20 protein-coding genes and 1 pseudogene are annotated in these 25,220 nt (G+C 49.2%); 15 read left to right on the top strand and 6 right to left on the bottom strand.

The genetic code is table 11. The features are described 5' to 3' along the window. Positions 1-578: 578 nt before the first annotated feature. Positions 579-1,247 carry a histidine phosphatase family protein gene (locus tag EKM97_RS00320; protein ID WP_125570376.1) on the bottom strand — a complete coding sequence of 223 codons (669 nt, stop codon included), beginning with the start codon at positions 1,245-1,247 and terminating at the stop codon, positions 579-581. Between the two features lie 175 nt (positions 1,248-1,422). On the opposite strand from EKM97_RS00320, the gene EKM97_RS00315 reads away from it, so the two are divergent. Continuing rightward, positions 1,423-2,247, top strand: coding sequence for a Cof-type HAD-IIB family hydrolase (locus tag EKM97_RS00315; protein ID WP_125570274.1), 825 nt, complete (start codon positions 1,423-1,425; stop codon positions 2,245-2,247). Between the two features lie 379 nt (positions 2,248-2,626). On the opposite strand, the gene EKM97_RS00310 is transcribed toward EKM97_RS00315, so the two are convergent. Continuing rightward, entirely contained in the window at positions 2,627-3,532 is a 906-nt protein-coding gene (locus EKM97_RS00310) for a proline-specific peptidase family protein (protein WP_125570273.1), read from the bottom strand. A 273-nt stretch (positions 3,533-3,805) separates the two neighbouring features. Between EKM97_RS00310 and EKM97_RS00305 the strand changes: the two genes are divergently transcribed. From EKM97_RS00305 to guaA, 10 genes are all read left to right on the top strand, one after another. Beyond that, entirely contained in the window at positions 3,806-4,519 is a 714-nt protein-coding gene (locus EKM97_RS00305) for a TVP38/TMEM64 family protein (RefSeq protein ID WP_125570272.1), read from the top strand. Positions 4,520-4,850: 331 nt separating this feature from the next. After that, positions 4,851-6,053 (top strand): cation:proton antiporter, encoded by a 1,203-nt coding sequence (locus tag EKM97_RS00300; RefSeq protein WP_125570271.1) that lies wholly within the window; start codon positions 4,851-4,853, stop codon positions 6,051-6,053. A 187-nt stretch (positions 6,054-6,240) separates the two neighbouring features. Then, positions 6,241-8,532: an RNA polymerase recycling motor HelD gene (gene helD, locus EKM97_RS00295; protein WP_125570270.1), complete on the top strand. Its 2,292-nt coding sequence runs from the start codon at positions 6,241-6,243 to the stop codon at positions 8,530-8,532. A gap of 2 nt (positions 8,533-8,534) precedes the next feature. Further along, a complete protein-coding gene (gene coaA, locus EKM97_RS00290) occupies positions 8,535-9,455 on the top strand; it encodes a type I pantothenate kinase (RefSeq protein ID WP_125570269.1) in 921 nt (306 codons plus the stop codon). Between the two features lie 543 nt (positions 9,456-9,998). After that, positions 9,999-13,439, top strand: coding sequence for a sigma factor-like helix-turn-helix DNA-binding protein (locus EKM97_RS00285; RefSeq protein WP_125570268.1), 3,441 nt, complete (start codon positions 9,999-10,001; stop codon positions 13,437-13,439). Then, positions 13,436-14,803: a DEAD/DEAH box helicase family protein gene (locus EKM97_RS00280; protein ID WP_125570267.1), complete on the top strand. Its 1,368-nt coding sequence runs from the start codon at positions 13,436-13,438 to the stop codon at positions 14,801-14,803. The genes EKM97_RS00285 and EKM97_RS00280 overlap by 4 nt, the downstream gene beginning before the upstream one ends. Next, on the top strand, positions 14,781-14,972 hold the full coding sequence (locus tag EKM97_RS00275) for a hypothetical protein (protein ID WP_125570266.1): 192 nt from the start codon (positions 14,781-14,783) through the stop codon (positions 14,970-14,972). Before EKM97_RS00280 ends, EKM97_RS00275 begins: the two co-directional genes overlap by 23 nt. Next, entirely contained in the window at positions 14,962-17,004 is a 2,043-nt protein-coding gene (locus EKM97_RS00270) for an AAA family ATPase (protein WP_125570265.1), read from the top strand. Before EKM97_RS00275 ends, EKM97_RS00270 begins: the two co-directional genes overlap by 11 nt. Beyond that, on the top strand, positions 16,997-17,461 hold the full coding sequence (locus EKM97_RS00265; RefSeq protein ID WP_125570264.1) for a hypothetical protein: 465 nt from the start codon (positions 16,997-16,999) through the stop codon (positions 17,459-17,461). The genes EKM97_RS00270 and EKM97_RS00265 overlap by 8 nt, the downstream gene beginning before the upstream one ends. A gap of 200 nt (positions 17,462-17,661) precedes the next feature. Further along, positions 17,662-19,218 (top strand): glutamine-hydrolyzing GMP synthase, encoded by a 1,557-nt coding sequence (guaA, locus tag EKM97_RS00260; RefSeq protein ID WP_225419175.1) that lies wholly within the window; start codon positions 17,662-17,664, stop codon positions 19,216-19,218. 64 nt (positions 19,219-19,282) lie between these two features. Here the strand turns inward: guaA and EKM97_RS00255 are convergent, their stop codons facing one another. The 4 genes from EKM97_RS00255 to EKM97_RS00240 all read right to left on the bottom strand — a co-directional run bounded on the left by EKM97_RS00255 (position 19,283) and on the right by EKM97_RS00240 (position 21,756). Then, positions 19,283-20,476, bottom strand: coding sequence for a site-specific integrase (locus EKM97_RS00255; protein WP_125570262.1), 1,194 nt, complete (start codon positions 20,474-20,476; stop codon positions 19,283-19,285). 2 nt (positions 20,477-20,478) lie between these two features. After that, positions 20,479-20,727: a DUF3173 family protein gene (locus tag EKM97_RS00250; protein WP_125570261.1), complete on the bottom strand. Its 249-nt coding sequence runs from the start codon at positions 20,725-20,727 to the stop codon at positions 20,479-20,481. 358 nt (positions 20,728-21,085) lie between these two features. Next, a complete protein-coding gene (locus tag EKM97_RS00245) occupies positions 21,086-21,337 on the bottom strand; it encodes a helix-turn-helix domain-containing protein (protein WP_125570260.1) in 252 nt (83 codons plus the stop codon). 20 nt (positions 21,338-21,357) lie between these two features. Beyond that, entirely contained in the window at positions 21,358-21,756 is a 399-nt protein-coding gene (locus EKM97_RS00240) for a sigma factor-like helix-turn-helix DNA-binding protein (protein ID WP_125570259.1), read from the bottom strand. A gap of 268 nt (positions 21,757-22,024) precedes the next feature. On the opposite strand from EKM97_RS00240, the gene EKM97_RS12120 reads away from it, so the two are divergent. From EKM97_RS12120 to EKM97_RS00220, 4 genes and pseudogenes are all read left to right on the top strand, one after another. Then, positions 22,025-22,279, top strand: a complete 255-nt coding sequence (locus EKM97_RS12120; RefSeq protein WP_125570258.1) for a transposase — start codon at positions 22,025-22,027, stop codon at positions 22,277-22,279. 131 nt (positions 22,280-22,410) lie between these two features. Further along, positions 22,411-23,088, top strand: a pseudogene (locus EKM97_RS12115) (IS3 family transposase); the annotation flags it as partial. Between the two features lie 143 nt (positions 23,089-23,231). Then, entirely contained in the window at positions 23,232-23,303 is a 72-nt protein-coding gene (locus tag EKM97_RS12175; RefSeq protein ID WP_235809417.1) for a hypothetical protein, read from the top strand. A gap of 10 nt (positions 23,304-23,313) precedes the next feature. Then, positions 23,314-25,218, top strand: coding sequence for a site-specific DNA-methyltransferase (locus EKM97_RS00220; RefSeq protein ID WP_125570257.1), 1,905 nt, complete (start codon positions 23,314-23,316; stop codon positions 25,216-25,218). Positions 25,219-25,220 lie beyond the last annotated feature (2 nt).

Below are 25,220 nucleotides of genomic sequence, written 5' to 3'. Positions count from 1 at the left end.
CCTCCGTATGTCTAGTGGTTGTGAGTTGCGGTGCGCCGATTTTTGGGCAAACAAAAAGGGGCTACGCTAGCCCCCAAAACAGTCCTCAAGAACCGTCACGAATGCTTACAGCGCACAGACTCTTTAGTTACGTGCAGCTTCGCGTAAGCGCATGACAATCCCTCCGTTCGAATAGGTACTTCGCTGACGAAGCTACCCTTGATTGCCATTATTGTAACACATGTGATGGCAAAGCGTATCAAAAGTTGTGATTTGACGCTTTGGTCGAAGGCCGGGGCTGGGACGAATTAGCTCCGCGAGCGCGGGTGAATGGCGCGGGGTCGCTTTCGCCTGGCAAGCCAGGCTACCGCTAAAGTTTTTGCCGAAACCCACGTCAAAAACTTTACCCCGAGCAGGCAGAACCAGAATAAAACGGCTAACGCCGGTTATTCTGGCTCTGCCTGCTCTTTTCGCGCCACTAACCCGCGCTCGTTCCGCTAACTCGCCCCAGCCCCTCAGTGCGTGCGCGTCACTTTGGCGGAGCGGCCAGCCATCGTTCAGAGTTGATCGTTCAATAAAAAGTGGACACAGGGATTCTGCTACTCCTCCACGTCCGGCACGTTATTGTAGCTCAGCACGTGCACGCCGTCTTCGTCTAGGCGCAGGCGGGAGATGCTACCGTTGCGTGGGGCTTCTAGACCGCTGAAGCCGTCTTGCTTACCGAATTTGTCAATGATGCTGCGGATGGTCGTGCCGTGGGTTACCAGCAAAATCGTACCGCCGTTCGGGTTGTCCTCGCGCAACTCCTTGAAGCCGCCCATGATCCGGCTCCAGAAAGTGTGCGCGTCCTCGGCGTCGTGGAAGGGGTCGGCGGCGTGCATCATGTCCTTGGTGGCGTCAAAGCCCTTGCGGCGGGCGATGTCGGTGTAGGATGAGAATCCGTGCGGCTTGCCGATGACAAACCAGGTGCGGCTCGGGTTGTCGCCTTCGAAGTAGCCGTAGAACTCCTCGCGAAAAGCCGGGATGAGGTTGAGCTTCTCCGGTGCGTGCGGGTTCTCGTCCATAATGATGCGGGCGGTCTTTTGTGCGCGCATCGTGTCGCTGCTGTAGGCGGCCGTAAAGTGGACGTCGCTGAGCGCGCGGCCGGCGCGGTGGGCGTCCGCAATTCCCTTGTCGGTGAGCGGCGTGTCGCTCCACCCCTGCATCCGGTCGTAGCGGTTGATAAAAGTCTGACCATGACGAATCAGGTAAATCGTAATCGGCTCCATCATTTCTCCTCCATAATTCTGCGTGACGATCTACGCTCATTCTACCATTTTTTGGCAACCGCTTACGTTGTGGCTGCGGGATCTTCGGTCGGGGTGCACAAGTTTGAAAGCGGAAGCAGGCATTTTGTGGTAATCTAGCCTATGTTGCATACATATGAGTGGAGGAAATTGCAAAATGTACAAACTGATGGTTAGTGATTTGGATGAAACGCTGGTGCGCGCTGACGGGTCAATCTCGCCGGAAAATGCCGCCGCCATCAAGGCCGCTGCCGCTCACGGCGTTAAGTTCGTGCCCAACACCGGCCGCGGCTTCGCCTCTGTGCAAAAGCTGCTGAAGGACATTGGCACTTACGATGAGGCCGGCCAGTTCGTGATTTCTTACAACGGTGGGGCCGTCATCGAGAACAAGGACAACAAGGTGCTGATGACCGGCCAGATGCCGTTTGAACACGCCAAGGAAATCTTCGACCTGCTCAGCCCGCACAAGGAAATCGCAATTCACGTTTACACGCTCAACCACCTGTACATGTACAACCCGCGCCAAGACGACCTCGATTACGTCGTGAGCCGCGGTGTGCAGTACCGAACCATGGAAGACACGGACTTCTCCCGTTTTGCGGACAAGCACATCATGAAGGTCATCTTCATGAACCCAGACATCGACGTGCGCCACGCCATCGCCGACAAGGTTTATGCACAGGTGGGCGATTGGGCCGACCTCACGTATTCCTCCGGCCGTTACGCCGAGTTCAACCCCAAGGGCGTGAACAAGGGGACTGCCACGCTCAAGTTGGGTGAGTACCTCGGCATCAAGCCGGATGAAATCATCGCCTTTGGGGATAACTCCAACGACCTACCAATGTTGCGGGCAGTGGGGATGCCGGTTTCCGTTGCCAACGGGATCAACGAGGTCAAGGACGTCGCCAAGTACGTCACCAAGGCTGATTACAACACCGGCGTGGCCGAAGCCATTAACAAGTTTGTGCTGTCGCAGTACTAAACTTATCCACTAGGCAAAATGCAAAAGGCACTTGCCAAGACTTATCCACTGTTGATAAGTCCTGGTAGGTGCCTTTTTGCTTAAAAGTTATGCACTTTTACCCAGAAATGCAGGCGATTATCCCCACTTTGTGCACGGCTGGGGATGGTTACGCACAGTTATGCACTTTGAATGCCTTGAATGTACGGCGGAGATACAGTCCGTGGCTTCGGATTTAGGGATGAATTACGATGCCGGTCGAACTTCCGGTGTCCGACACTCTAAATGCTAAAGCATTAAGAGTCTCTGGCTCCGCTTAACCCAAAAACACACCTATTCCCAAGGAATAGGTGTGTTTTTACGTTAATGCTCGGGAGCTAACCGCATTGTGATCCGCTCTCTAGTCGTTAAAGTTCCCAGTTTCAACGTCGCTGATGAACTGCTTCAGGTGCTTGAAGTAGACAGGGGCGTTGTCGATCATGTGGTGGTGACCACCGTCTGGGGTTGTGACCAGACGAGCGTGAGGGATGTCTTCTGCCATGCGCTGGGCGGAACGAACAGGCATGGTTTCGTGTTCGCCAAAGGTGAGCAGGGTCGGCACCGTGATGTTGTGAATCTGGTCGCGCAGGTCGAAATCCTTGAGCTTCCCAGTGACAACGAATTCGTTGTCGCCCTGGAAGGCGTTGTAGACAGGGGTCCCCATCGTGGAAATCAGGTGACTGATTGCAGGTGGCTGCTTGCGGTCAACGAAGCCGGCGTTGAGAACGTCCACGTACTTCTGGTACTGTGGATCGCTCCAGTTGCCTTCTGCTTCAATCTTCTGCATGTACTTCACAGCTGAAGGTGGCAAAGCTTCCTCACGGCACAAGTTGACGTGTTCAACGTATTCGTCGATGTTGTCAATCATGGAGGAGATGATGGCACCCTTGAGGTGCTGACCGTACTTCAGGGCGTAGAGCTGCACGAGCGCGCCACCCCATGACTGGCCGATCAGGTAGAAGTTGTCGAGGCCAAGCTTCTGGCGTACTTCTTCAACTTCGTCCAGGAAGTAGTCAGTTGTGAGGTACTTCTTGGCGATTTCAGGGTCACTGTAGTCAGGCTGGTCGGAGTAGAAGGAGCCGAGCTGGTCGTACATATGTACCTGCACGCCAAGGTCTGCGAGTTCTTCGCCGAAGTTTTCCCAGTATTCATGCGTGCCACCAGGGCCACCGTGCAAGCAAAGAAGGTGGATGTCGCCTTCGCCTTGTGTGTTGGTCCAAAGGTGGTAGCCGTTATCAAGCGTAATAATCGTGGTGCCTTGCTTCATAATTCTCACCCTTTTTCATTAGAATACTATCATTTTAGCAGAGTTCAGGGGCTTTGGCTGACGGAAGTGGGGCGGAATGGCAAAATTTTTGCAGAGTGGACGTGCTGTGTTGCGGCCGTTCAAAATGCGCCTGTGAAATTCACCCTACCTGCATTTTGCGCTACACATGCCTGCTCGACGCACAGTTTCGGCTAAGTGTCGACTGTGCTTGCGCCGTTTTTGCTAGTCGGGGCCGACGTCTTAAGTGTAAAATGAACGCGAGGAGGTGGTGACATGACGAAGCTGGATGCACAGACGCACGATTTGAAGTTAACCAAGCGGGTGCGGATGATTATCGCCCTGATTGTGCTGGTGATTGCGGGCACCTTGCTGTTCTTTGGTTTGCGGCACAATGATCAGGTGCGCGCCTTGCTGGAGCTGGTTGGCGATTACCGCCACTACCTGCTCGGCATCCGCCACCTCGGCGCATTTGCCTTCATCGCGTTCGGCCTCGTGCTGATTGTCGTCACCTTGATTCCGGGCGCGCCGAGTTCGGTCGTCGCCATCCTGATTGGGGTCTGTCTGGGCCACTGGTTGGGATTTGCCGTCGATGCGGTTGGACTAACGGTCGGCAACCTGATTCAGAGCCACATGTTCCACCGTATCGAGAGCAAGCACCAAAATGAGCTGCAGTCGCGGATTTACGCCTACCTGATCAAAATGCGCCGGCCGGAACTGGGGATGGTGGTCGGTTACGCACTGCCGATGATTCCGACCGCCTTCATCAACATGGCGGCGAGCACCCTGCGCATGGACCCCAAGATGCACATCGCGTCCTGTGCGGTCGGCTCGTCCATTGCCGGCTTTCTGTATGCGTTCGGCGGTGACCTCGTGGTGACGACGACGGCGTGGAAGAGCTTGCTGACACTGCTGACGGTAGCGGCCATCTTCGGCCTAGCGGAACTCGGCGTGCGGATTCGGCGGCGCCGCTTGCAGGCGGAATCGTAAGGCACACTGCCTGTTTGCACGCGACTTGCAGAACACGTCGGTAGTTCGGTATACTAGTTGCAAGATAAATACACATGGTTGAAGCGCAAGCGTTCAAGAATTCACCCCGGATTTGGGTTAACCGGGGTGGAGGACTGAACGCTTTTTTTGTAGGCTGCGCCAGAGAGCGGGAGGTTACGGAATACAAGCCGGAATCGGTTAAAATCCCGGGCTTAGGATTTTTGCCGAGGCCGGTTTGTATGCAAGTAACCTGCTCCCTGGCGCGCGACTGCGCAGTCACGTCAGGCGCGCCAACACAATGTGCCAACTACCCACACAAAGGAGTTTTTCTATGAATTTTGCACTCACCCTCGCACTCATTATCATCGGCACGACCCTTGGCGGGCACCTGTTCGCACGCCTAGGGATGCCTGTCGTTATCGGCCAGATGCTCGTTGGCGTCGTGCTCGGCCCCAGCCTGCTGAACTGGGTGCCGCTCACGCACACACTCAGCGAAATGAGTAGCATCGGCGTGGTCATCCTCATGTTCGCAGCGGGGATGGAGACCGACCTCAAGCAGCTGCGTCGGCACCTGCTGCCAAGCGTGGTGGTCGCGACGTTCGGCGTCGTGCTGCCGCTGGGCGTGATGTACCTCTTCGGCCGCGGCATCGGCACGAGCCGCATCGAGAGCCTGTTCATCGGCATTATCTTCGCGGCGACCAGTGTGTCGATCTCCGTCGCCGTGCTGCGCGAGGCGGGCGTGCTGGCTAGTCGCGCCGGTAACATCATCCTCGGCGCCGCGGTGCTAGACGACATCATCGCGGTCATTCTGCTCGGCGTGTTCACCCAGCAGACCAGTGGTGGGGGCAAAATGCTCCCGAAAATTGGCCTCCAGTTGCTCTTCTTCGTTCTCGTCTGGTTGGGTGGTCGTTACCTCGTGCCTGCCACGATGCACCTGAGTAAGAAGCTCCTCATTCCGCTAGCAACGCCGCTCACTGCGCTCGCCTTTTGCCTGGCACTTGCCGGACTAGCGGAACTGGTCGGCCTGAGTGATGCGCTCGGCGCTTTCTTTGCCGGCATCGTGGTGGCGCAGACCAAGGTACGCGCGGAAGTGGACGCCGCGGTCAACGTGGTCGGCAACGCCGTGTTCATTCCCGTCTTCTTCGCCAGCATCGGTCTGCAGCTGAACCTCGGTGCGGGCATTAACTGGGGACTGACGGTTCTGCTGACAGTGCTGGCCGTGCTCACCAAGCTCGTTGGTGCCGGCGCCGGCACGCGCCTGTGCGGCGGTAGTTGGCGTGACGCCTACATCGTTGGGGCGGGGATGGTCAGTCGCGGCGAGATGGCGCTGATTATTGCGCAGCTCGGGCGCAGCGCGGGACTGCTATCGGGCCGCTACTACGCGATGATCATCACCGCCATTGTGGCCGCGACCTTGATTGCGCCATTGTTGCTGCGGCGAGCGTTGCATGGCGTGAACACCACGCACGCAGAGCAGCCAGTGACCGTCAGTGAGCCAGCCCCAGACGCACCCACAGCGTCCAGCACGCACTGAAGCGCAAAGCGCTAAACCCCGTCAGCCTAATTGCACATTTTGCGGACAGTTGTACAGGTGCACGCGGAAACTTGCCGGCTGGCGCCTATTATAGGTAGAAACGCTAGGCAATCGCTCCCAAAAGTGGTACCATATTATAACGATTTTATAATGTGCAACTGCTTTAACTGGATGAGGAGGATTAGCCTTGACAGACGATAACCAGATTAAGGAACAACAACATCTCGACGGCATTATGGAGAAGCTCGGGAGCGCTGAAAAGCGCCTCGGCTCCGACATCGCCAAGACCAAGGCGGAAGCTAAGAACATTAACGAGAACTTCTTTAGCGACTTCTCACTGAACTTCAGCAACGACGCAGAAGCCCTTGAAACTGCTGCGTCCATTCAGCAACAGCAACAGATGCTCGACGAACGGCGCATGGTTGAACGCGAATCCAAGAACCGCCTCGCCACCGTTAAGCGGCTGCGAGTGAACCCGTATTTTGCCCGCATTGACTTCCAGGAACGCGGCGAAAAGCCTGAAACCATCTACATTGGCCTGGGCAGTTTCACCGACCAGAACGGTCGCTTTTTGATTTATGACTGGCGTGCGCCGATTAGCTCCATCTACTACGATGGCGGCCTCGGTAAGGTCAGCTACCAGACGCCGGACGGCTCTCAGGAAGCTGAAGTGTCCCTCAAGCGCCAGTTCGTGATTAAGAACGGCGAGATTGAGACGATGTTCGACACCACCGAGACCATCGGGGACCAGATGCTGCTGGAAGTGCTGGGCGAGAAGTCCGATACCCAGATGAAGAGCATCGTGACGACCATCCAGCGTGAGCAGAACCAGATTATCCGTGACACCAAGGCTGAGCTCCTGTTCGTGCAGGGGGCGGCCGGTTCCGGGAAGACCTCCGCTGTGCTCCAGCGTGTCGCCTACCTGCTCTACCGTTACCGCGGTAACCTGACAGCCAGCCAGGTCATCATGTTCAGCCCCAACCAGCTGTTCGCCGACTACATCGGCAACGTGCTGCCGGAACTAGGTGAACAGAACATGGTCCAGTTCACCTACTACCAGTACGTGACGCGGCGGATGCCGGGGATGAAGGTCCAGAACCTCTTCGAGCAGTTCGAACAGAAGCAGACCGACCTCCAGAAACAGGTGGAAAACGTCAAGGAAAGCCGCGAGTTCTTCGCCGCTGCCCAGAAGTACGCCACCAGCCTGGAGAGCCATGGCGTGCGTTTCCGTGACATCAAGTTCCAGGGCGAGAAGTTCTTTGCCAAGGAGCGGATTGCGGACATCTTCTACAGCTACAACGAGAACTACCACATGGGCAACCGCCTGCAGGCCACCAAGGAACGCCTCATCAACATGCTCAACCGCCGCGTTGAGCGCGAAATGAAGTCCGACTGGGTCCAAAATGCGGTCCAGGACCTCTCTCCAGAGCGCATCCGCGAACTGCAGAGCGACGGCCCGAAGGAATTCGCCGACAGTAACGCCGAATACCGTTTCTTCGCCCGCAAGATTGTGATGAAGGCCTTCAAGGAAATCGAAACCGCCATCAGCCACAACCACTTCCTGAACGTGCGCGGCCAGTACGTCTCCTTCCTGCGCGCCATTCCAGATCTGATCAAGCTTGACAAGTTCGGCCTGAGCGCCGCGCAGTGGCAGGCGGCTACCGATGAGTTCGTCGAAGGTTTCCGCCAGCGCAAGCTGAGTATGGCCGACGCAACGCCGTACATGCACCTCTACGACCTGATGATTGGCCGCCACGGTGATCGCAAGATGCGCTTTGTCTTCATCGACGAAATCCAGGACTACACGCCGTACCAGCTGGCCTACCTCAAGGCTAGTTTTCCGAAGGCTAAGTTCACACTGCTTGGCGACCTTAACCAGGCCATCTTCACCGGCGCTAGTGCCCGCGGCCTGATGACCGAGACCAGCAAAATGTTCCCGGCCGACAAGACCCGCGTCATTCAGTTGACCCAGTCTTACCGCTCGACCGCGCAGGTGACCGACTTCACGAAGGCCATTCTCAAGAGTGGCCAGAAGATTGTCGCCTTCAACCGCCAGGGGCCAAAGCCAACGATTGCCCAGCGCAGCGATGCCGCCAGCCTTTTGCGAGAAGTGACCAAGCAGCTGGCCACTAACGAAGCGGCCGGCCAGACCACGGCCATCATCGCCAAAACGCTGGAGGACGCCACCGCGATCTGGGAACAGTTGCGCGCGACCGGTCAGGCGGCAACGCTGATTAAGTCCGAGAACCAGCGCCTGGTTGACGGGGTCATCGTGGTGCCATCCTTCCTGGCCAAGGGGCTCGAATTCGACGCCATCATCGTGTGGGAGGCCAACGCCACGAACTTCGGCGGGGATGACGAGCGCGAACTGCTCTACACCATCTGCTCTCGGGCAATGCACCGTCTGAGCATCATGAGCAGCGGCGAACTGTCACCACTGCTCAAGCAGATTCCGGCAGACTTGTACGAAGAGGTTTAAGCATGGAACTAGGGGAACAGTACCGGATTTACCCGCGCGCAGAGTGGGCGCGGCTGCGCGACGGCGCGACCAAGCAGGTCACGCAAGCAGAGATTAACCAGCTGCGCTCCGTGAACGACACGCTGAACATGGCCGACGTCGACGAGATCTACCTGCCGCTGGTCGAGTACATTCGTATGCGCATGGACGGCTTCAACGACCGCCTCGACCGGCAGGCACGCTTTTTGAACACCGCGCGGCGGCACACACCCTTTATCGTGGGAATCAGCGGTTCGGTCGCGGTCGGCAAAAGTACGACTGCGCGCCTGCTACAGTTGCTCTTGTCCCGGCAGATGCCCGCCAAGAAGGTGCAGATGCTGACGACGGACGGGTTCTTGTACCCGAATGCGGTGCTCAAAAGTCGCGGCATCTTGGCACGCAAGGGATTCCCCGAAAGTTACGACATGCAGCAACTCACCAAATTCCTGGTTGACGTTAAAGCCGACCTAACGGTGCAGGCGCCGCTGTACTCGCACCAACTCTATGATGTCGTGCCGGGCGAGACCGAGGAGGTTGGACAACCGGATCTCCTGATTGTCGAGGGGATTAACGTCCTCCAGACTGGCAGCGCTAGTCCGATTTACTACAGTGACCTTTACGACTTAACGCTGTACGTGGACGCTGAAGAGGACAACATTGAGCGCTGGTACCTGGAACGCTTCAACACGTTGCTGGACCGGGCGCGCAAGCATCCGGATGACTATTACCACGCCACCGCCATGGGCGACCGCAACGCGGCGCTGGACATGGCGCACGGCGTCTGGGAGACGGTCAACCTGCCGAACTTACGCGAGTACATCCTGCCAACGCGTGAGCGCGCGAGCGTGATTCTGCACAAGGTCGCTGATCACGGGATTGACCAGGTGGCACTGCGGGCGTTCTAATGGATTGTTATAAAGACGGTACCACCCAGAAAATTCCGATCTTCGAATTTCCTGGGTGGTCCGTTTCTTTTACTTATGCATCAATGGACGTTTGTGACAACTTAACGTATTTGTTCGTGTGACAATTGCATATCAAATAGGAATAACAGAATATTCTGCGATTCAATGCATTTGTTGAGATATTGAATCGAAGTTCATTGTTGTTATTTTGATGGTAAAGTTCTTGACAAATCTACATGAATGCCCTTAAATGTATTTTAAATAAGATCGTATGTATCGAGAGTGTTGGTAGTGGCTATGCACAGAAACCAACCAGCAGCGTACCCTTTTTGGGCAACGTGCTTCACCATAGACGGATGCAGGTCAAACTTCGGTTAGGTCGCGCATTTGGTGCGACCTTTTTTATTTGAAACAATGTGATGATGTGTAGCATTGTGAATAGGTACGGGTAATGGACAATAATCCACTTTTACCGTGTTAAAATGTTTTATTAGTTGACATGGTGCTAATCTGTGGAAATACTAAACGTTTGGGGACGTCAAAATGAACGATGTAATTATCTTTCCAAAATACTGGTCAGATGCTTTGGTGGCGAGTTGGAAACAACAATTTTTTGACCCACAAGTCAATTCCGATGTGCCGTTGTCACGTTTGGATGACGGACGCTGGTCACTACCAGTCGCGCCTTTACGAGTCCTTTACACTACAAAACATGACGAATTTCTGAAATTAACGCAGTTATTCCGTCTATTTGGTATTGTGGTCCACGTGGCAAAAGGGCAAGGACTCTTTGGCAGTCGGCAGTTGCAACAGGACGGATGGCAAGTAGTCATCTCAACTGATGATGTAAAAAGCTGGAGAACAGTAGCCAGCACGGTGTCTCAAAGCCTTGTATTACGGACAATTCCACATCTTGGTGAGCTGGTAGCCAACCGGCAATTCGAGGGGTTGGTGATTAACCAATTAAAAACGTTCAATGTGCTATTGGATGTCAGTCAGGTTAGGGAAAATTTGATTGCATTAGGTATGCAAATTGAGCCAGTAGTGTCTCTTACCTACGACGAAATCGGGGTGTCACAGCCTGTAACTAAGTTTGCAGCCGATGGACCAAGTATTGAGAGTGTCTTAAACTCGAGTCCTTATCTGATCAAAAAATTTCATCAGGCGGGTATGTTTACGTTGAACGATGTGAATCCTGAACGACTGCAGGCCGTATATCAGATGCGCGGTGTGGGCGCTGGTAAGGTAAAAATTATTCAAGATAGTTTGCTGCAAGCAAACTATTCAGGGGTAAATGAAGCATGTAAGACGTCTGATCAACAGCAAGAGACAGTGATTTCATCCTTTGGGAGGTCGTTGCCACATTTGGCGAGTCAAAATCATTACCAGCCGAAACGACCTGAAGATGCCTTTTTAAGGGGACTACGAACGATAGGTGTTGAAAGATTAACTGACGTGTTGCCGTCAACCTTACAGCATTTACGTAGTGTTAATATTCGTGGGGGTATTCCGTTTGAGTTTCTGATTCAAGAGGCGAACGGGATGGCAAGTTTAGTTCCGGATGTTACGGTTTACACTGCAATCTTGCCAGCAGCCGAAATTTTATTCGAGTCACTTGTCAATCGACCGGCGCCAGCTACCATCTCATTGCGACTTTATTCTCTGTTAATAGGTTGTATTTGGACTCTGCCTAAAAAGATGCAAGAACGACTAATAGAAGTATCTGCTTTTGTACCAATTTTGGAATCACTAGCGGCAAATAATATTACAGCTACTTCTTTTAACGCGGAAAAAGCTGAATCGTTGCTTCATGACTCCGGCGTCACATTGGGGGAAACAGCGTTACAAGAATCTGTATGGGTATCGTCACTTTACGTCTATCGACAATTATTACCAGGATCAATAGACGATTTGCTTTTGCAATATTGGAAGAAATTACCGAATAAAGTACGTGATGTGGTTTACAACCGTGTGGTTAAGCTGCCAGCAGAAACATTACAAGAGATTGCCGCGCGGCGTGGCATAACGCGTGAGCGAGTACGTCAATTGGAGAAAAAAGCAGGTGCGGACTTTGTAACGTGGTGGCAGACGTTGAATTTATCGCTTAAGTTAGCGGCGTTGAACCCTGGTGATCAAATCCTAGTTGAAGATCACTTTTCCAAGATTTCAGCTGCATTGCTCATACATTATGTGAAACCGATCACCGATGGCGCAATGGCGCATATTTTGTTGAGTAAAGCAGATCGAGAGCAGGCTGCAATGGATACTCTACGAGAATTGCTGGGACAGACAGTTTATGCTGACTTCAACGAACTGAAATCGCAATTTGCTGATCGGCATCAGGAAATTGATACAGCCACGTTAAAGACGGCGTTAACGGCGTGTGGCTTTAAGCAAGTTGTCAATACCATGACTTGGACATTGCGTGAACATGTTGCCACCATTGCAATTGTGCGGACCTATATCGAAATGAATCACTTAAGCGTCATTAGGACAGATAAAACCCATCTGGGTGCGATGAATGAGTGGGCACAACACTACTTTGGCCGTATTGTTACCGACTCGCCGCACACTTTTAATGCGGCACTGAGTCGAATGAACACATTGATTCCTACTGATAGAAATGTGATGCGCGTTATCGATGATCGTCGCTTCGCTGATGATGTCCTGGCAGCCGCCAAGGATCGTCTTGATCAACGTTTTGCTGCGGGCTACAAATTTGCTCGAGATAATTGGTTGCTGGATCAGATGCACGCACAATTTGCTAGTCAAATTCCTGCAGATGCAACCAGTGACGAGTTTTATCAGGTGTTTAAACGTCGGTACCCGGAAACATTCAAATATTCAGAGGGCCGGAGTAATGATATTTTTCCAAAAGGTCAAGAGCTCTTAAGTGTTAATGACCAAATTGAATATGTTGCTCGTACACATACAGATGGTGTTGACATGAATCAATTGCGTAGCGAGTATGGCTGGGAACTGTACACGATTCAACAAGCAGCAAGCATAACACCAAGTATTTACGTAAAAGAAAACCGATTGTTCTGGGTGAATGTGTCAGCGGCAGATAGTTTGATTAAACCAGAGCTGACGAAGTATCTAGCACGGGTTGCCAAAGAACAAAGTTTGATTTCCGTACACCAAGTGTATGAATTTTTCAATGAATTCATGATGGATCAAGATGGCGATCTTTTTGACGAGCTACAAATATTTAATCGGGCCGCGTTGGCTTCTTATTTGGCGGTTATTCCTGGGTTTACACTTGTTTCGAGTTTTTTCTTGATCCCTAATGATGATTTACCCGAATTACCACGTCAGATTAATAAGGTGTGGATAGAATATTTAGATCAAGCCGCGGCCCAACCTGTTACTGAACATCAATTGACTGTTGCTGTTAAAAAAGCAGGAATGAGTGAAAATACATGGGCGCAGCAGCGTGAGTCCAAGAAGAATGCTGCAGACATTGTTCCAGTTTCTAATGACCACTACATTGCTGGCCGTAATCTGTTGCATACTCCAGAGTTGGATAAAATGATTATGGAACGCGTTAATATTCTGCTACAATCACATAATTTCGTCGCGTTACGCGCTCTTACGCTGTCTGATTTTGAATCGTTACCTTCGTTGCATAATCGTCAATATCCAGAACAAGTGCTGGCCTGGACACCAGAAGCATTCATTAGTTATGCAGGACAACTTTGCTATCGACGTTTAACTTGGCCAAAAAACATGCATCAATCACGTTGTGACGTGCTTATTACAAATACGTCGCCCCATCAATCGATGCAGGAGTTAATGGCATCACTTCTAATGAAATGGCTGCGGACTGAAACTAGTGAACTTACGCTTTATCAGCGCGCGGTTGAGCTAGGCCTAGTGCCAGCACGTAGTTCAAATGATGAGCGACACTTCTCGGGGGTGTTTTTATCTGAGCAAGGATTCGTTGTAGACGGATTAGGAAATATGAGGAGGCAGCTCAAGTGAGTCTGAGACCCTATCAAAAAGATGCAATTGCGGCATTTGTCGATAATGGTAGCGTTGGGGTGCTAAACATGGCAACAGGCACAGGGAAAACACTTACAAGCATTGCGGCGGTTAACCAGGCCTTTGCCGTGCATCAGCGGCAGTGTTTAGTGGTTATTGTGCCGTTCACACATTTGGTGCCGCAATGGGAGCAGTCTTTGCAAAGCAACGGTATTTATCCTGACGAGCATATAATGGGTGACAGCGTACGGTGGCGGGGAGAAGTTCCTAACTTGGTGTGGCAGTACCAGCATCATCTCATCGATCGTTTAGTGTTGATTGGCACTTACAAAAGCATTTGTTCAGAGTATTTCGAAGAAGCAACGTCCGGGTTGAATGATCCAGATACTTTTTTGCTGGCGGATGAATGTCATTATATTGGTTCTCCGCGCTCACAGCGTGAAAATCTGTTTCAATTTCGACAGCGCTTGGGACTATCTGCGACGCCGAATCGGTGGTGGGATGAATCCGGAACGGATTTTGTCAGGAAGTTGTTCGGTCCGGATGTGTTTGTTTACAGTATGCAAAAAGCAATCGATGCCGGATATTTAACGCCCTACACTTATCAGCCAACGATTATTAGGCTGGATAGCGAAGAGATGAAAGAATTCGAAAAATTGACCAAGCGTATCAATCTGTTAACAACCCAAGAAGACAAAAATCCAGATATTGCAGATGCCGTCAAAAGGATGTTGTTGCACCGTACGCGAATTATTAAATCGGCCGCAGGCAAGATGATCGCTTTAGAGGCGCAAATTGTCAAACAGGCAGACCCTCATTTTACCCTGGTTTATTGTGCCAACATGAAAGAAACCGAGGCTGTGCTGCACATGCTTGACGAACATGGTATTAATGCTGCCCGATTTGATTCAACGTTGTCATTAAAGCAGCGTAGTCAAGTGTTAGAACGGTTTGCGAGTGGTGAGGTTTGTGTGCTAGTTGCTGTTAAGTGTTTAGATGAAGGCGTGGATATTCCGGATACGCGGGTGGCTTATTTTCTTGCCAGCACTTCTAATCCGCGCGAATTTGTTCAACGACGCGGCCGAATTTTACGGCGTGCGGTAGGTAAGCAAAAAGCTGAAGTACACGATTACATCGTGATGCCTCCAGTCGACTACAAAGAAAATCATGCGGAAGCTGTGGTGCGGCACGAATTACCACGTGTGTTTGAACTTAATAGCAGCGCCATGAACAAATACGCTGCACGGGGATTGCTCACACCAGTGTTACGTCAACTACAGTTAGAACGGTATCTAGATTTATCCCCGCAAGATATTTACCTTGAATCCAAAAGAAAGCGAGATGGCTATGATGTTACAGCGTGATATTGCAAATCGAATTGAAAGCTTACCAGTGGACCAGCGTGAACCGTTAAAGGTCTTACTCGAGGCTATTGCTAACCAAGCCCAGGAGCGTTACTCAAATCAAGAAATTCAGCAACGGGTGGAATTAGCAATTCGCAAACAGTTAGCGGGGCAAGATCATGAAGATTAAACAGTTAAGCATGAGAAATTTTCGTCAGTTCAGCGGTGAACAGACATTAAAATTTGCGTCAGACGATCACCAGAATGTGACAATCATAATGGGACAAAATGGTGCTGGTAAAACTGGTATTTTTCGAGCGGTGCTGTTCGCATTGTTTGGAGACATACATCTAAGTCAGGATGCTCCGGATGCCGCGATCCATTTGATTAATGAAGATGCCATGCGTCAAGCTAATGGTCGACCCACGAGTGCTAGAGTCCGCTTGAGTTTCACGCATGGCGGTGGTGAGTATACCATTACGCGTGAAGTGCGCGGGCGTTTTGACGGGCGGAATTATTATCAAGAACCCGCAAATAAGCAGCGGTGTGAATTGAATGTCACGCTAGCCGGTCAGGAGCCACAGCTGATCACGGATGTCTTAGTTGTTAATCAAAAAATTGAGGCAATTATTCGTAAAGATATTCGCGAGTTCTTTTTCTTTGATGCTGAAAGCTTGCAGATTTTAGCCGATTTGGGAAACAGCAATGTTCGAGATAGCGTCAAAACTGGGATCTATCAACTACTGCAAGTGCAGGATCTCGAGTCTGGACGCGACATGCTTAAGAAGATGCACAATCGGTTGCAGCGTGAAGTTCAAAAGGCTGCTCAAGATAGTCAAACAAAGGATTTGCAACAAAAAATTGAGAAGATAGCATCTCGATTACAGAGTAACAAAGATCAGTTGCATAGTATTAATGATGAAATTGCTAATGCGGAAGCAGAACTGAATGAAAAGCAAGCTGCTTTCAAGGACAGCACTGCAACGCGTGAGCTCGTGGAAAAAATTGAGCACATGCAAACAAATCTGCAGCAACAGGAAAAAATTTTAACGCAACGCCAAGAAAATATGACGCACATGATTAAACCGGGTGCAGCACAACTTTTTGAAGCTGTAATTCCTGATATTAGTCAGCAGGTTGAAGCCTTACGCAGCAGCAGTAATGACAACATTCCCAAGTACATCTTGGAACAGAGTTTGCAAGACGGCGTTTGCGCCTTGTGCGGGCATGCGCTGGTAGATGATGATCAAGCACAGAATCATGTGCAAGAGTTATTGCGTCTGTTTAAATACTCACAGTCCACGGGATTTTTAACTAGCATCGAACAGGGTATCGCCGAAGTAACGCAGCACCGTGATACCTTTATTGCCGATCAAGACAAAGCGATGCGGGATTACGCCGAAGACTCACAGAATTACCGTAAGCAGCGTGGTGATTTAGACAGCATGAGAAATCAGCTTCATGCTGATACCAATGAAATTGAAGAGTTTCAGGGCTTGGCAACTGCGGTCAACCGTATTTCGCAAGATTTGGGCGAATTTAAGAACCGTAGACATAATCTTGAAGTGCAGCAGCCCGAACTGGAAAAAGAAGAGAAAGAACTGAACGATCAACTTACGCGTCGCGCTGCAACGAATAATGAGCTTCAGCAACAGTTTCAGTCAACTGAATTGATGGGCAAGATGGAATCAGCACTCACAACAATTCTTCAAGATTATAGTGATGCTTCTCGAGTAGAGCTGCAAACGCGTACATTGAACTTGTTCAAACAATTGATTGCAGCTAAGGATCAGCAGCTGATTGATAGCGTGGAGATTACGACTGATTACCAAATTAAAGTCTACAATCAGAACCATCGCGAATTGGCTAATGACTTGTCCCAAGGTGAGAAACAGATACTTTCCTTGGCTTTCATTATGGCACTTGCGCAAATTGCAGCTAACGGTCGCAGTGAGATGGCCTTTCCATTATTTATGGACACGCCTTTTGCACGAATTGACGGAGATAATCGTGACCGATTGATTGATGTGATCCCGACACTGACACAGCAGTGGGTCTTGCTGTTAACCGATACAGAGTTTACCAGTGCTGAGCGCGATCAATTTTTGCAGAAGGGTTGTGTTGGTACTACTTATCAACTTCTTAATGTAAACGGGAGTACAACAATTAATCCAGTAGCTGACTTAACACTGCTAGAGTTACGAGGTGAAAATAATGGCTAGTTTGTTTGATGGGAAAGTTGATGTCAAAACTGATAGTCGCTATGCTGCTGATTACAGCGCATTAACACAAAATGAAATTGGCATGACCACCGGAGATGCGTATTTCTTGTTCTTGATTCTGGGATATCGTAACGGCATGAGTATTCCTTCGCAGGACACCAAGGGGAAAGAATTCCGCCCTAGTTATTTTTCTTCTCTGCAGCAAAATCTCCTGTATGGGTTTGCTTTAAATCTACCTGATGTAACGGTTGAGGATATGACGGATGGCAAGGAGACGATGCGTATTTATAGCGAATTCTCCGCGTTTGCAAACGGCGGTGTGAAGTGGCTGCGCGCAAACGTCTTCGCTGATCAATTATCTGCAGAAGGTGCAATCAATGCTGATGCCGGTGTTGTGATTGAACGCCTGAACCAAATGATTCACGATCAATTGAGTCCAGATATCGCACCTTTTTAAGCGTACTGTTTTTGAGCGACTGTGGGTAACGTTTAATGTTGTTCACGGCATACAATATGGCCCAATAATTAGCAAATATGCCTCTCAAATGACGTTCGGCCCAGCGGATTCTAATTGGTCCCGTTTCCATTTTGCCGGCGTGTTGACCATGCCCGTGAAGACCGTTAAACTTAATGCAAAAGTATAAGGAGTGTGAAACGTTGGCAACTGCGAACAAGGATTACGACAAGATTATCGTCCTCGACTACGGTAGTCAGTACAACCAGCTCATCACCCGCCGGATTCGTGAATTCGGTATCTACTCGGAACTGAAGCCCCACACAATTAGTGCCGCTGAAGTTCGGGAGATCGCACCTAAGGGGATTATCTTCTCCGGCGGTCCGAACTCCGTTTACGACGAGGGTGCACTTGGCGTTGACCCAGAACTTTTTGAACTCGGCATTCCAATCCTCGGTGTGTGCTACGGCATGCAGCTGATGGCTAAGGAACTCGCCGGTGGCCGCGTTGAAGCTGCCGACAACCGTGAATACGGCCACGTCGACATCAACATCAACGAGGATACCAACCCAATCCTGTTCAAGGACTTGCCAGCTACCCAGCCCGTTTGGATGAGCCATGGTGACCTTGTTCGCCAGGCACCTGACGGCTTCGTGGTGACGGCTACTTCCAAGAACTGCCCAATCGCCGGCATGGCTGACGACAAGCGCAAGTTCTACGGTATCCAGTTCCACGCCGAAGTGCAGAACACCAAGTACGGTCACGAAATCCTCAAGCATTTTGCCTTCGATGTCTGCGGCGCCGAAGCTAACTGGACCATGGCCGACTTCATTGACGACCAGATCAAGGCCATCCGCGCCGAAGTTGGCGACAAGCAAGTGCTCCTCGGCCTCTCCGGTGGTGTTGACTCCTCCGTTGTTGCCGCACTGCTCAACAAGGCAATCGGCGACCAGCTGACCTGTATCTTCGTTGACCACGGTCTGCTGCGCAAGGACGAAGCTAAGCAGGTGATGGACAGCCTTGGCAAAGGCCTGGGTGTGAAGATCATCAAGGTCGACGCATCCGACCGCTTCCTCGGCGACTTGGCTGGCGTGACCGACCCCGAGAAGAAGCGCAAAATTATTGGCCGCGACTTCATCGAAGTCTTCAACGCCGAAGCGGCCAAGCTCAAGGGCATCGAATACCTCGCCCAGGGCACACTGTACACTGACGTTGTTGAGTCTGGGACCGATACTGCCCAGACCATCAAGAGCCACCACAACGTTGGTGGCCTCCCAGAAGACCTGAAGTTCAAGCTCATCGAACCGCTGAACAAGCTGTTCAAGGATGAAGCCCGTGAACTCGGTGAAAAGCTGGGTATTCCGCACGAACTCGTTTGGCGCCAGCCATTCCCTGGTCCTGGCCTGGGTATCCGTGTGATTGGTGAAGTTACCAAGGATAAGCTCGAAATCGTGCGCGAATCCGACGCCATCCTCCGTGACGAAATCAAGAAGAACGGCCTCGACAGCTCCATCTGGCAGTACTTCACCGTTCTGCCTGGCTTCAAGTCCGTTGGGGTCATGGGTGACGGTCGTACTTACGAGTACACCATCGCCATCCGTGCCATCACTTCCATCGACGGTATGACCGCCGACTTCGCCCGCATCGATTGGGATGTGCTGCAGAAGATCTCTGCCCGCATCGTTAATGAATGTGGCCACATCAACCGCGTAGTTTACGATATTACGAGTAAGCCACCGGCAACTGTGGAATGGGAATAGACAGAATCGGCTTATAAATGCCGTTATATCAACGTTTTGATGACTGTCTAACCCGTTCGTGCAACTATCGTGCAACTTCTGGTGCAAGTCCAGCGGTAACTCCGTTGTTTTGAACCTGCGCCACGTCTGATTTAGCGGTCGAAATTTCGACTAGACCATTCAGCCGGTTGGCGGCCTCAAAGTTCATATTCGGATATAAATGCCCGTAAGTTCCGAGCGTCGTCTGAATATCTTCGTGGCCGAGGCGTTCTTTAATCACCAGTGGGTTCTCACCCAGACTGATCAATAGCGAAGCATGTGAATGCCGTAAAGCATGAACGCGGATGCGATGTACTCCTGCCAGAGCTGCATGCCGGTTGATGATTCGCATGACCAGATCCCGGCGAGTAGGAACGCCGTTGAACGATAGAACAAAATCAGTTTTACACTCAAGTGCTTGTGCTTCCTTCCAATCGGAGAGAAGCTCAAGCGTTTTTGCGTCCAGTGGAATCGTACGGTTGCTGGCCTTGGTCTTCGGTGTGGAGAAGGAGTAGTTCGTGTAGCTGCGTAACCACAGCGTCTTGTTAATCCGAACCGTACCTTCCTCAAAGTCGATGTCGTCCCATTGCAGGGCTGTCGCTTCACCGATACGCATACCAGTCATAAATAGGAACCACAAGGTGAAGAAGCAGAAGTGCTGGTAGAAGTCTTTGATATAGAAGGTTTTGATAACCGCCTCGAATTCTTCCTTCGTCCAGAAGTCCACTTGGTTCTTCACTTTCTTAACGTTGCCGACGGTCTTGGTGGGGTTCTCGTTCATGAAACCGAGTACAATGGCTCGTTGAAAGACGCGCGATAGCATGCATTGGACTAAGCGGGTGTAACTTTTACTTACTTGACAGGTCATTTGGTTCTGCCATTTCTGTATGTCCACCGGCTTAATCTTGTCCATGTACATGTGCTCAAACATCTTGAAGTGCTTCAAACTGGAACGCCGACTGTCGAAGGTTTGCGGCTTGACTTGGTTCTTGTACCACGGAAGAAAGAATTCTTCCCAGAATTGTTTGAATTGAATGTGTTGTTGGTCACGTTCCTTGACAACTTCCTCTACACCGCCACCAACCATTTCCTTGTAGGCTTTGCGTGCATCACGACGGGTCGTGAATCCACCAACCTGCTTCTGGATTTTCTCGCCTGTCTTTGGATCAACACCGAGGTAGGCTCGGAAGTAGAAAGTACCATTCTTGCGTGTTTTGATTGGGTCTTTAGTTGTAGCCATGTTTATTTCTCCTTTGATGCTTCGGAGTGCATGGTTTTGGCGAGTTCCGCCAACGTGCGCGTGCTAATTTGGAGACCCAGTATTTCTTCAACAGCAGTTACCGGTACGCGTCCGAGCTTTGGGCTTTTGTAGTAGGGAACACCTTTGCGCACCATCAGGAGCTTGGCACGTCTGATAATGTCCTGTGCGCGTGAGGCACCATACCCAAGAGCAATCAGTTCGTGTTTCGTCATCGTGATCACGTGAACCATATTCTTCTCCTTTCTGGGGAGCACGGATCGTACCGATGCTCCAGTCTACCATCCAAAAGTTACGTGCAACAATACCTAGTGCAAAAAATAATAAAGTGATTCGTCATCATTCAGCCCGGTTCCAACCGGCTATCGAGGATCTCAAGTAGAGCCTTTCTCCCTTGTTTCGTCAGGGTGACGTGCAAGTGTCCGGCTCACTGGGTTAATCGCTCGCTCGTGAGAGGTCATGGCGTTGTGGAGCCTTCGTTGCTGAATGATGCTATTCAGTTTTCAAAGAGCGTCGGCGGCAATTAAAAACCCGCTTCGTTATATACAGACAACGAAAGCGGGTGGAAATGAAAGAGATTGGCGAAAAAAGTCATGTTTTTTTCTGACCGTTTCTTTGTGAAGGCATTGCAAGGTGCTTTTCAACATCGAAACACTTTGCAATGTAGATCAGTTTGATTTGAAGCTCCTGTCTTAAATCCGGATCAATATGCCGTTGCCCGTATCTAGCCTCATAGTCAATATCACGACCAAATAATTCAAGCAATAGGGTAATAGCGTCGTTATCGTCCTCCTGAACTGCTAAAATAACCGGTACTAGGTTATCGATCTTTGAGTAATGCATCGAATATACCTCCACATCCATTACAGGTTTGTGTATGCTACCCGAATTCGTTCTAGCGCACGCTGACGCCGATAATTTACTCCTTGACTTGTTTTGCCACTACGGTTGCCAATTTCGACATCGCTGAGTTCGTCATAATAATATTGATACAAGACCGTTTTATCCGTTGAGGAAAGGGTGGAAACTGCGCTTGATAATTGCTCACTCTCGATGAAGTCTTCGAGATGTTTGATTTCCTCATCGGTCAACCTGAATTCATCTAGATGATACGGATTTTCGATTTCTTCCATCAGCCAAGCCTCTAGTGGCGTTTCTTTAATACGCCGAAGGGAGGCCTTGTACCGATTGATTCGTTCGTTTTTGAGGGCTTGTTGTACATAGCGAATAAACATCCGCGTCACTTCTTTCTCACTACTCATTGGGTTATCCTCCTGATGATTTATCGGACTACACACTTCCAGACAATTTTTTTGAGCGCTGATGAAAGCAATTTCGAAATATTTATTTGGTAGGCAAATTACAAGTTTAATCCGAACAAGCCCGGAAACTTTCAATGGCAGTCTGTTGATGATGGATTTTTAATGGTCGTTGATTAATAAGCTCAAGTGGATGTAAACTGATTCCTGAGACAACTTTTAAGAGAGCGTATAATGAATAAATCGTCTCTCAAAAGGAAGAAATTTTTACATGCCAACTCGTTACCACAAAGAATTCAAACAAAACATCATCAACCTATATAAACAAGGCGAATCAGCCGCCCAACTGGCCAGAGAATATGGCATTGGCTATTCAACCGTTCATAAGTGGATCCAGGGCCAAGCCAAAACTCAATCCGGTAAATCGCCAGACGAAATTAAAGCGATGGAAAAGCGGCTGGCTTCCCTGTCTGAGGAGAACGAAATCCTAAAAAAAGCCCTGGGCTTCTTCCTTGCGCAGAAGTAACCAATATTTTTGATTACATTCACCAAGAAAGCCATAACCACCAGGTAACTAAGATGTGCCGAATCCTCGGTGTTTCCAGAGCTCACTATTATCGTTATCGATCCCCAAAGCCTTAAAAACGCCGGGCCGAAGATGAGGACTTAAAACAACGGATTCTGCGGATCTTTGCGGAATTCAAGCAGCGATACGGCGTTATGAAGATCCACCATGAATTGAATCTGGAACTTCAACCACTGCAGCGTCGGTGCAGCCCAAGACGGATTTCCCGGCTCATGAAGGAACTGGATATCCACTCCGTTACCGTCAATAAATGGAAAGCGGCTTCGGCTTCCAAAACCAAGGTTGAACAGCGTCCCAACTTGCTTAAGCAGGATTTCTCGACCACTGGTTTAAATCAAAAATGGACCGCTGATATGACCTATATTCAAACGAAGCGTAATGGCTGGTGTTACTTATCAACCATCATGGACCTGCACTCACGACGGATTATCGGCTATTCGTTCTCAAAAAAGGGGTATACTGATTTAGTCTTAAAGAACCTGGAAAGCGCGGTTAAAAATCGAACCATTACTGGGGACCTGATTATCCATACGGATTTAGGATCACAGTATACCAGCGATGATTACAATCAACGTTTAACTGAACTACATATCCGCCACTCATACAGCCGTAAGGGTTGTCCGTATGATAATGCGCCAATGGAATCCTTTCACGCTTTCTACAATAGGAAGAGAATTCATAGTTCACTGGGCTACCAGATCCCCTTACAAGTTGAAATTGCAACACTTACGAGCCAAATGGCCGCCTGATTTAATGCTTTCCAGGGTTCAAATAAGTTATTAATCGCGATTAATGATTTATTTGAGCTGTGGAAGGTAAACGCGGTTCTGAATGTCTCTTAAAATCTGTCTCAAATATTGACTTCAATCCAAATGTTACTACAGATCTTTTGATGAAAATATGCACTGGCTTAGATTGCAACCTTAATGACATTTGCGAAACTGTACCAATTAACGAAGAATAGGAGAAATTTCATGCAAACGGATAATGAAAAATACAATGAAACTGTACAGCCGAACACTGCTTTCTTAAATGAACTTAAAGAAAAGCTGCCTGAATTCTTTACCAGGGAAGGATCTTTTAATTTAAATAAGTTTAGGAACCAACTAAAAGATAAGAATATTAATGAGCTGAGTGAGGGTTATCAGCTAGATTTCATTGGTAAGGATTATGCACGTCGACAAGCTGGCGAAATGCCAACAACGGTAATTGTACCTGATGAGAAGCAAAATCAGGGTGAAGGAAAGAATAGTAATAACTTGTTCTTTACTGGTGATAACTTGGAAGTCTTGCGTCATCTTCAGAATAATTACCAAAATAAGATTGATGTTATCTACATTGATCCCCCTTACAACACAGGCAGCGACGGATTCGTATATCCGGATTCTTTTGAATACAGCGATGATCAACTGAAAGATATGTTCGAATTAGATGATGATCAAGTTGAACGATTGAAGAGTATTCAAGGGAAGTCTAGTCATTCTGCTTGGTTGACGTTTATGTATCCAAGATTGGCATTGGCAAAGCGTTTATTAAGTCAAAAAGGGCTAATTTTTATATCTATTGATGATAATGAATCTGATAATCTCCATGTGTTGATGAATGAAATATTCGGTGAATCTAATTTTCTAATGCAGATTGCTTGGAGACGAACGGATAATCAACCAAATCTAGGCGAACTAGCGAAGGTTAAAGAATATGTTTTAGCATTTTCGGTGAATCCTAATGATCGAGAACTGGGTCGTGTACCTTTATCCGGGAAAGCTCTTAATGAATACAGATATGAAGATCAAAATGGAAGGTTCAGGCGAGGTATTCTATTAGATAAAACACGTGGAAGGTTTAACTATCCTATTGAAACAGTAAGCGGCAATGAAGTTGATGGACCATGGATGGTAACAGAAGATCAGTTTAAAAAATTAGATGAGGAAGGCCTAATTTATTGGACAAATAGCGGAAAAGAGTTGCCATATAAGAAAACATATCTTAAGGACAACAAAGGTGCCATTGTTAATGACTTTTGGGGAATTGAGGCAGGGACTAATCAAAGGGCAAGTTCTGAATTTCTTAACTTGATGGGAAAGAGATATTTTGATTTCCCAAAACCGACTAATTTAATAAAGCAAATTTTACATTTAAGTGATTCTGATGCATTAATTTTAGATTTCTTTGCTGGATCATCAACAACAGCAGATGCAGTTATGCAACTTAATGCTGAAGATGGAGGGCATCGTAAATTTATTATGGTACAGTTGCCAGAAAAAACCTATCACACCAATAAAAATGGTAAAGAGGTACCAACCAATGGGGGCAAAATAGCCTATGAAGACGGATTTAGGTCCATCGATGAAATTTCCCGTGAGCGTATCCGAAGGGCAGCAAAGAAGATCAAGAAAGACAACGAATTAACTCTTCCCGAGGATTTTGACGGTAGTTTCAAGCATTATCGATTTGTCAAACCAGTTAAGCAAACCTTGGAAGATATTGAAGACTTTAATCCAAACAACACTGACTTGTTTACCAATATGGTCGATGGCTTTTCTAGTGAAAGCCTAAAAATAGATGGGGATGCCACAGGTGAAGAAACTATTCTGACTACATGGTTAGCGAAGGATGGTTATCCATTTGATGCTGATGTTGAAGAAGTTAAGTTTGATAACTACACCGCGCATAAAGTTGAAGATAATCGACTTTACTTGGTTAATGAAGGTTTGGGAGCAAGCCAAACTAAAGAATTACTCAACCAACTTGGTACTCACCAATTAGAAATCCAGAGTGTAGTTATCTTCGGCTACTCCTTTAACGTGGCCGAACTACGCGAATTGGAAAATGGCTTAAAGCAGTTGGATAGTAAAGTTACTTTAATTAAGAGGTACTAATC

The sequence above is a fragment of the Lacticaseibacillus songhuajiangensis genome, assembly GCF_003946025.1.
In the GTDB taxonomy this organism is placed as follows: domain Bacteria; phylum Bacillota; class Bacilli; order Lactobacillales; family Lactobacillaceae; genus Lacticaseibacillus; species Lacticaseibacillus songhuajiangensis.
The sequence above is the reverse complement of the archived record's forward strand: the minus strand, read 5'-3'. Positions and strand labels throughout refer to the sequence as shown.

Coding starts and splice junctions, on each gene's coding strand:
- EKM97_RS00240 (WP_125570259.1), bottom strand. CDS start 21,756: ATGAGTAGTGAGAAAGAAGTGACGCGGATGTTTATTCGCTATGTACAA.
- EKM97_RS12120 (WP_125570258.1), top strand. CDS start 22,025: ATGCCAACTCGTTACCACAAAGAATTCAAACAAAACATCATCAACCTA.
- EKM97_RS00245 (WP_125570260.1), bottom strand. CDS start 21,337: ATGCATTACTCAAAGATCGATAACCTAGTACCGGTTATTTTAGCAGTT.
- EKM97_RS00270 (WP_125570265.1), top strand. CDS start 14,962: ATGAAGATTAAACAGTTAAGCATGAGAAATTTTCGTCAGTTCAGCGGT.
- EKM97_RS00315 (WP_125570274.1), top strand. CDS start 1,423: ATGTACAAACTGATGGTTAGTGATTTGGATGAAACGCTGGTGCGCGCT.
- EKM97_RS00285 (WP_125570268.1), top strand. CDS start 9,999: ATGAACGATGTAATTATCTTTCCAAAATACTGGTCAGATGCTTTGGTG.
- EKM97_RS00305 (WP_125570272.1), top strand. CDS start 3,806: ATGACGAAGCTGGATGCACAGACGCACGATTTGAAGTTAACCAAGCGG.
- EKM97_RS00265 (WP_125570264.1), top strand. CDS start 16,997: ATGGCTAGTTTGTTTGATGGGAAAGTTGATGTCAAAACTGATAGTCGC.
- EKM97_RS00320 (WP_125570376.1), bottom strand. CDS start 1,247: ATGGAGCCGATTACGATTTACCTGATTCGTCATGGTCAGACTTTTATC.
- EKM97_RS00300 (WP_125570271.1), top strand. CDS start 4,851: ATGAATTTTGCACTCACCCTCGCACTCATTATCATCGGCACGACCCTT.
- EKM97_RS00310 (WP_125570273.1), bottom strand. CDS start 3,532: ATGAAGCAAGGCACCACGATTATTACGCTTGATAACGGCTACCACCTT.
- coaA (WP_125570269.1), top strand. CDS start 8,535: ATGGAACTAGGGGAACAGTACCGGATTTACCCGCGCGCAGAGTGGGCG.
- EKM97_RS00255 (WP_125570262.1), bottom strand. CDS start 20,476: ATGGCTACAACTAAAGACCCAATCAAAACACGCAAGAATGGTACTTTC.
- EKM97_RS00250 (WP_125570261.1), bottom strand. CDS start 20,727: ATGGTTCACGTGATCACGATGACGAAACACGAACTGATTGCTCTTGGG.
- EKM97_RS00275 (WP_125570266.1), top strand. CDS start 14,781: ATGGCTATGATGTTACAGCGTGATATTGCAAATCGAATTGAAAGCTTA.
- EKM97_RS00220 (WP_125570257.1), top strand. CDS start 23,314: ATGCAAACGGATAATGAAAAATACAATGAAACTGTACAGCCGAACACT.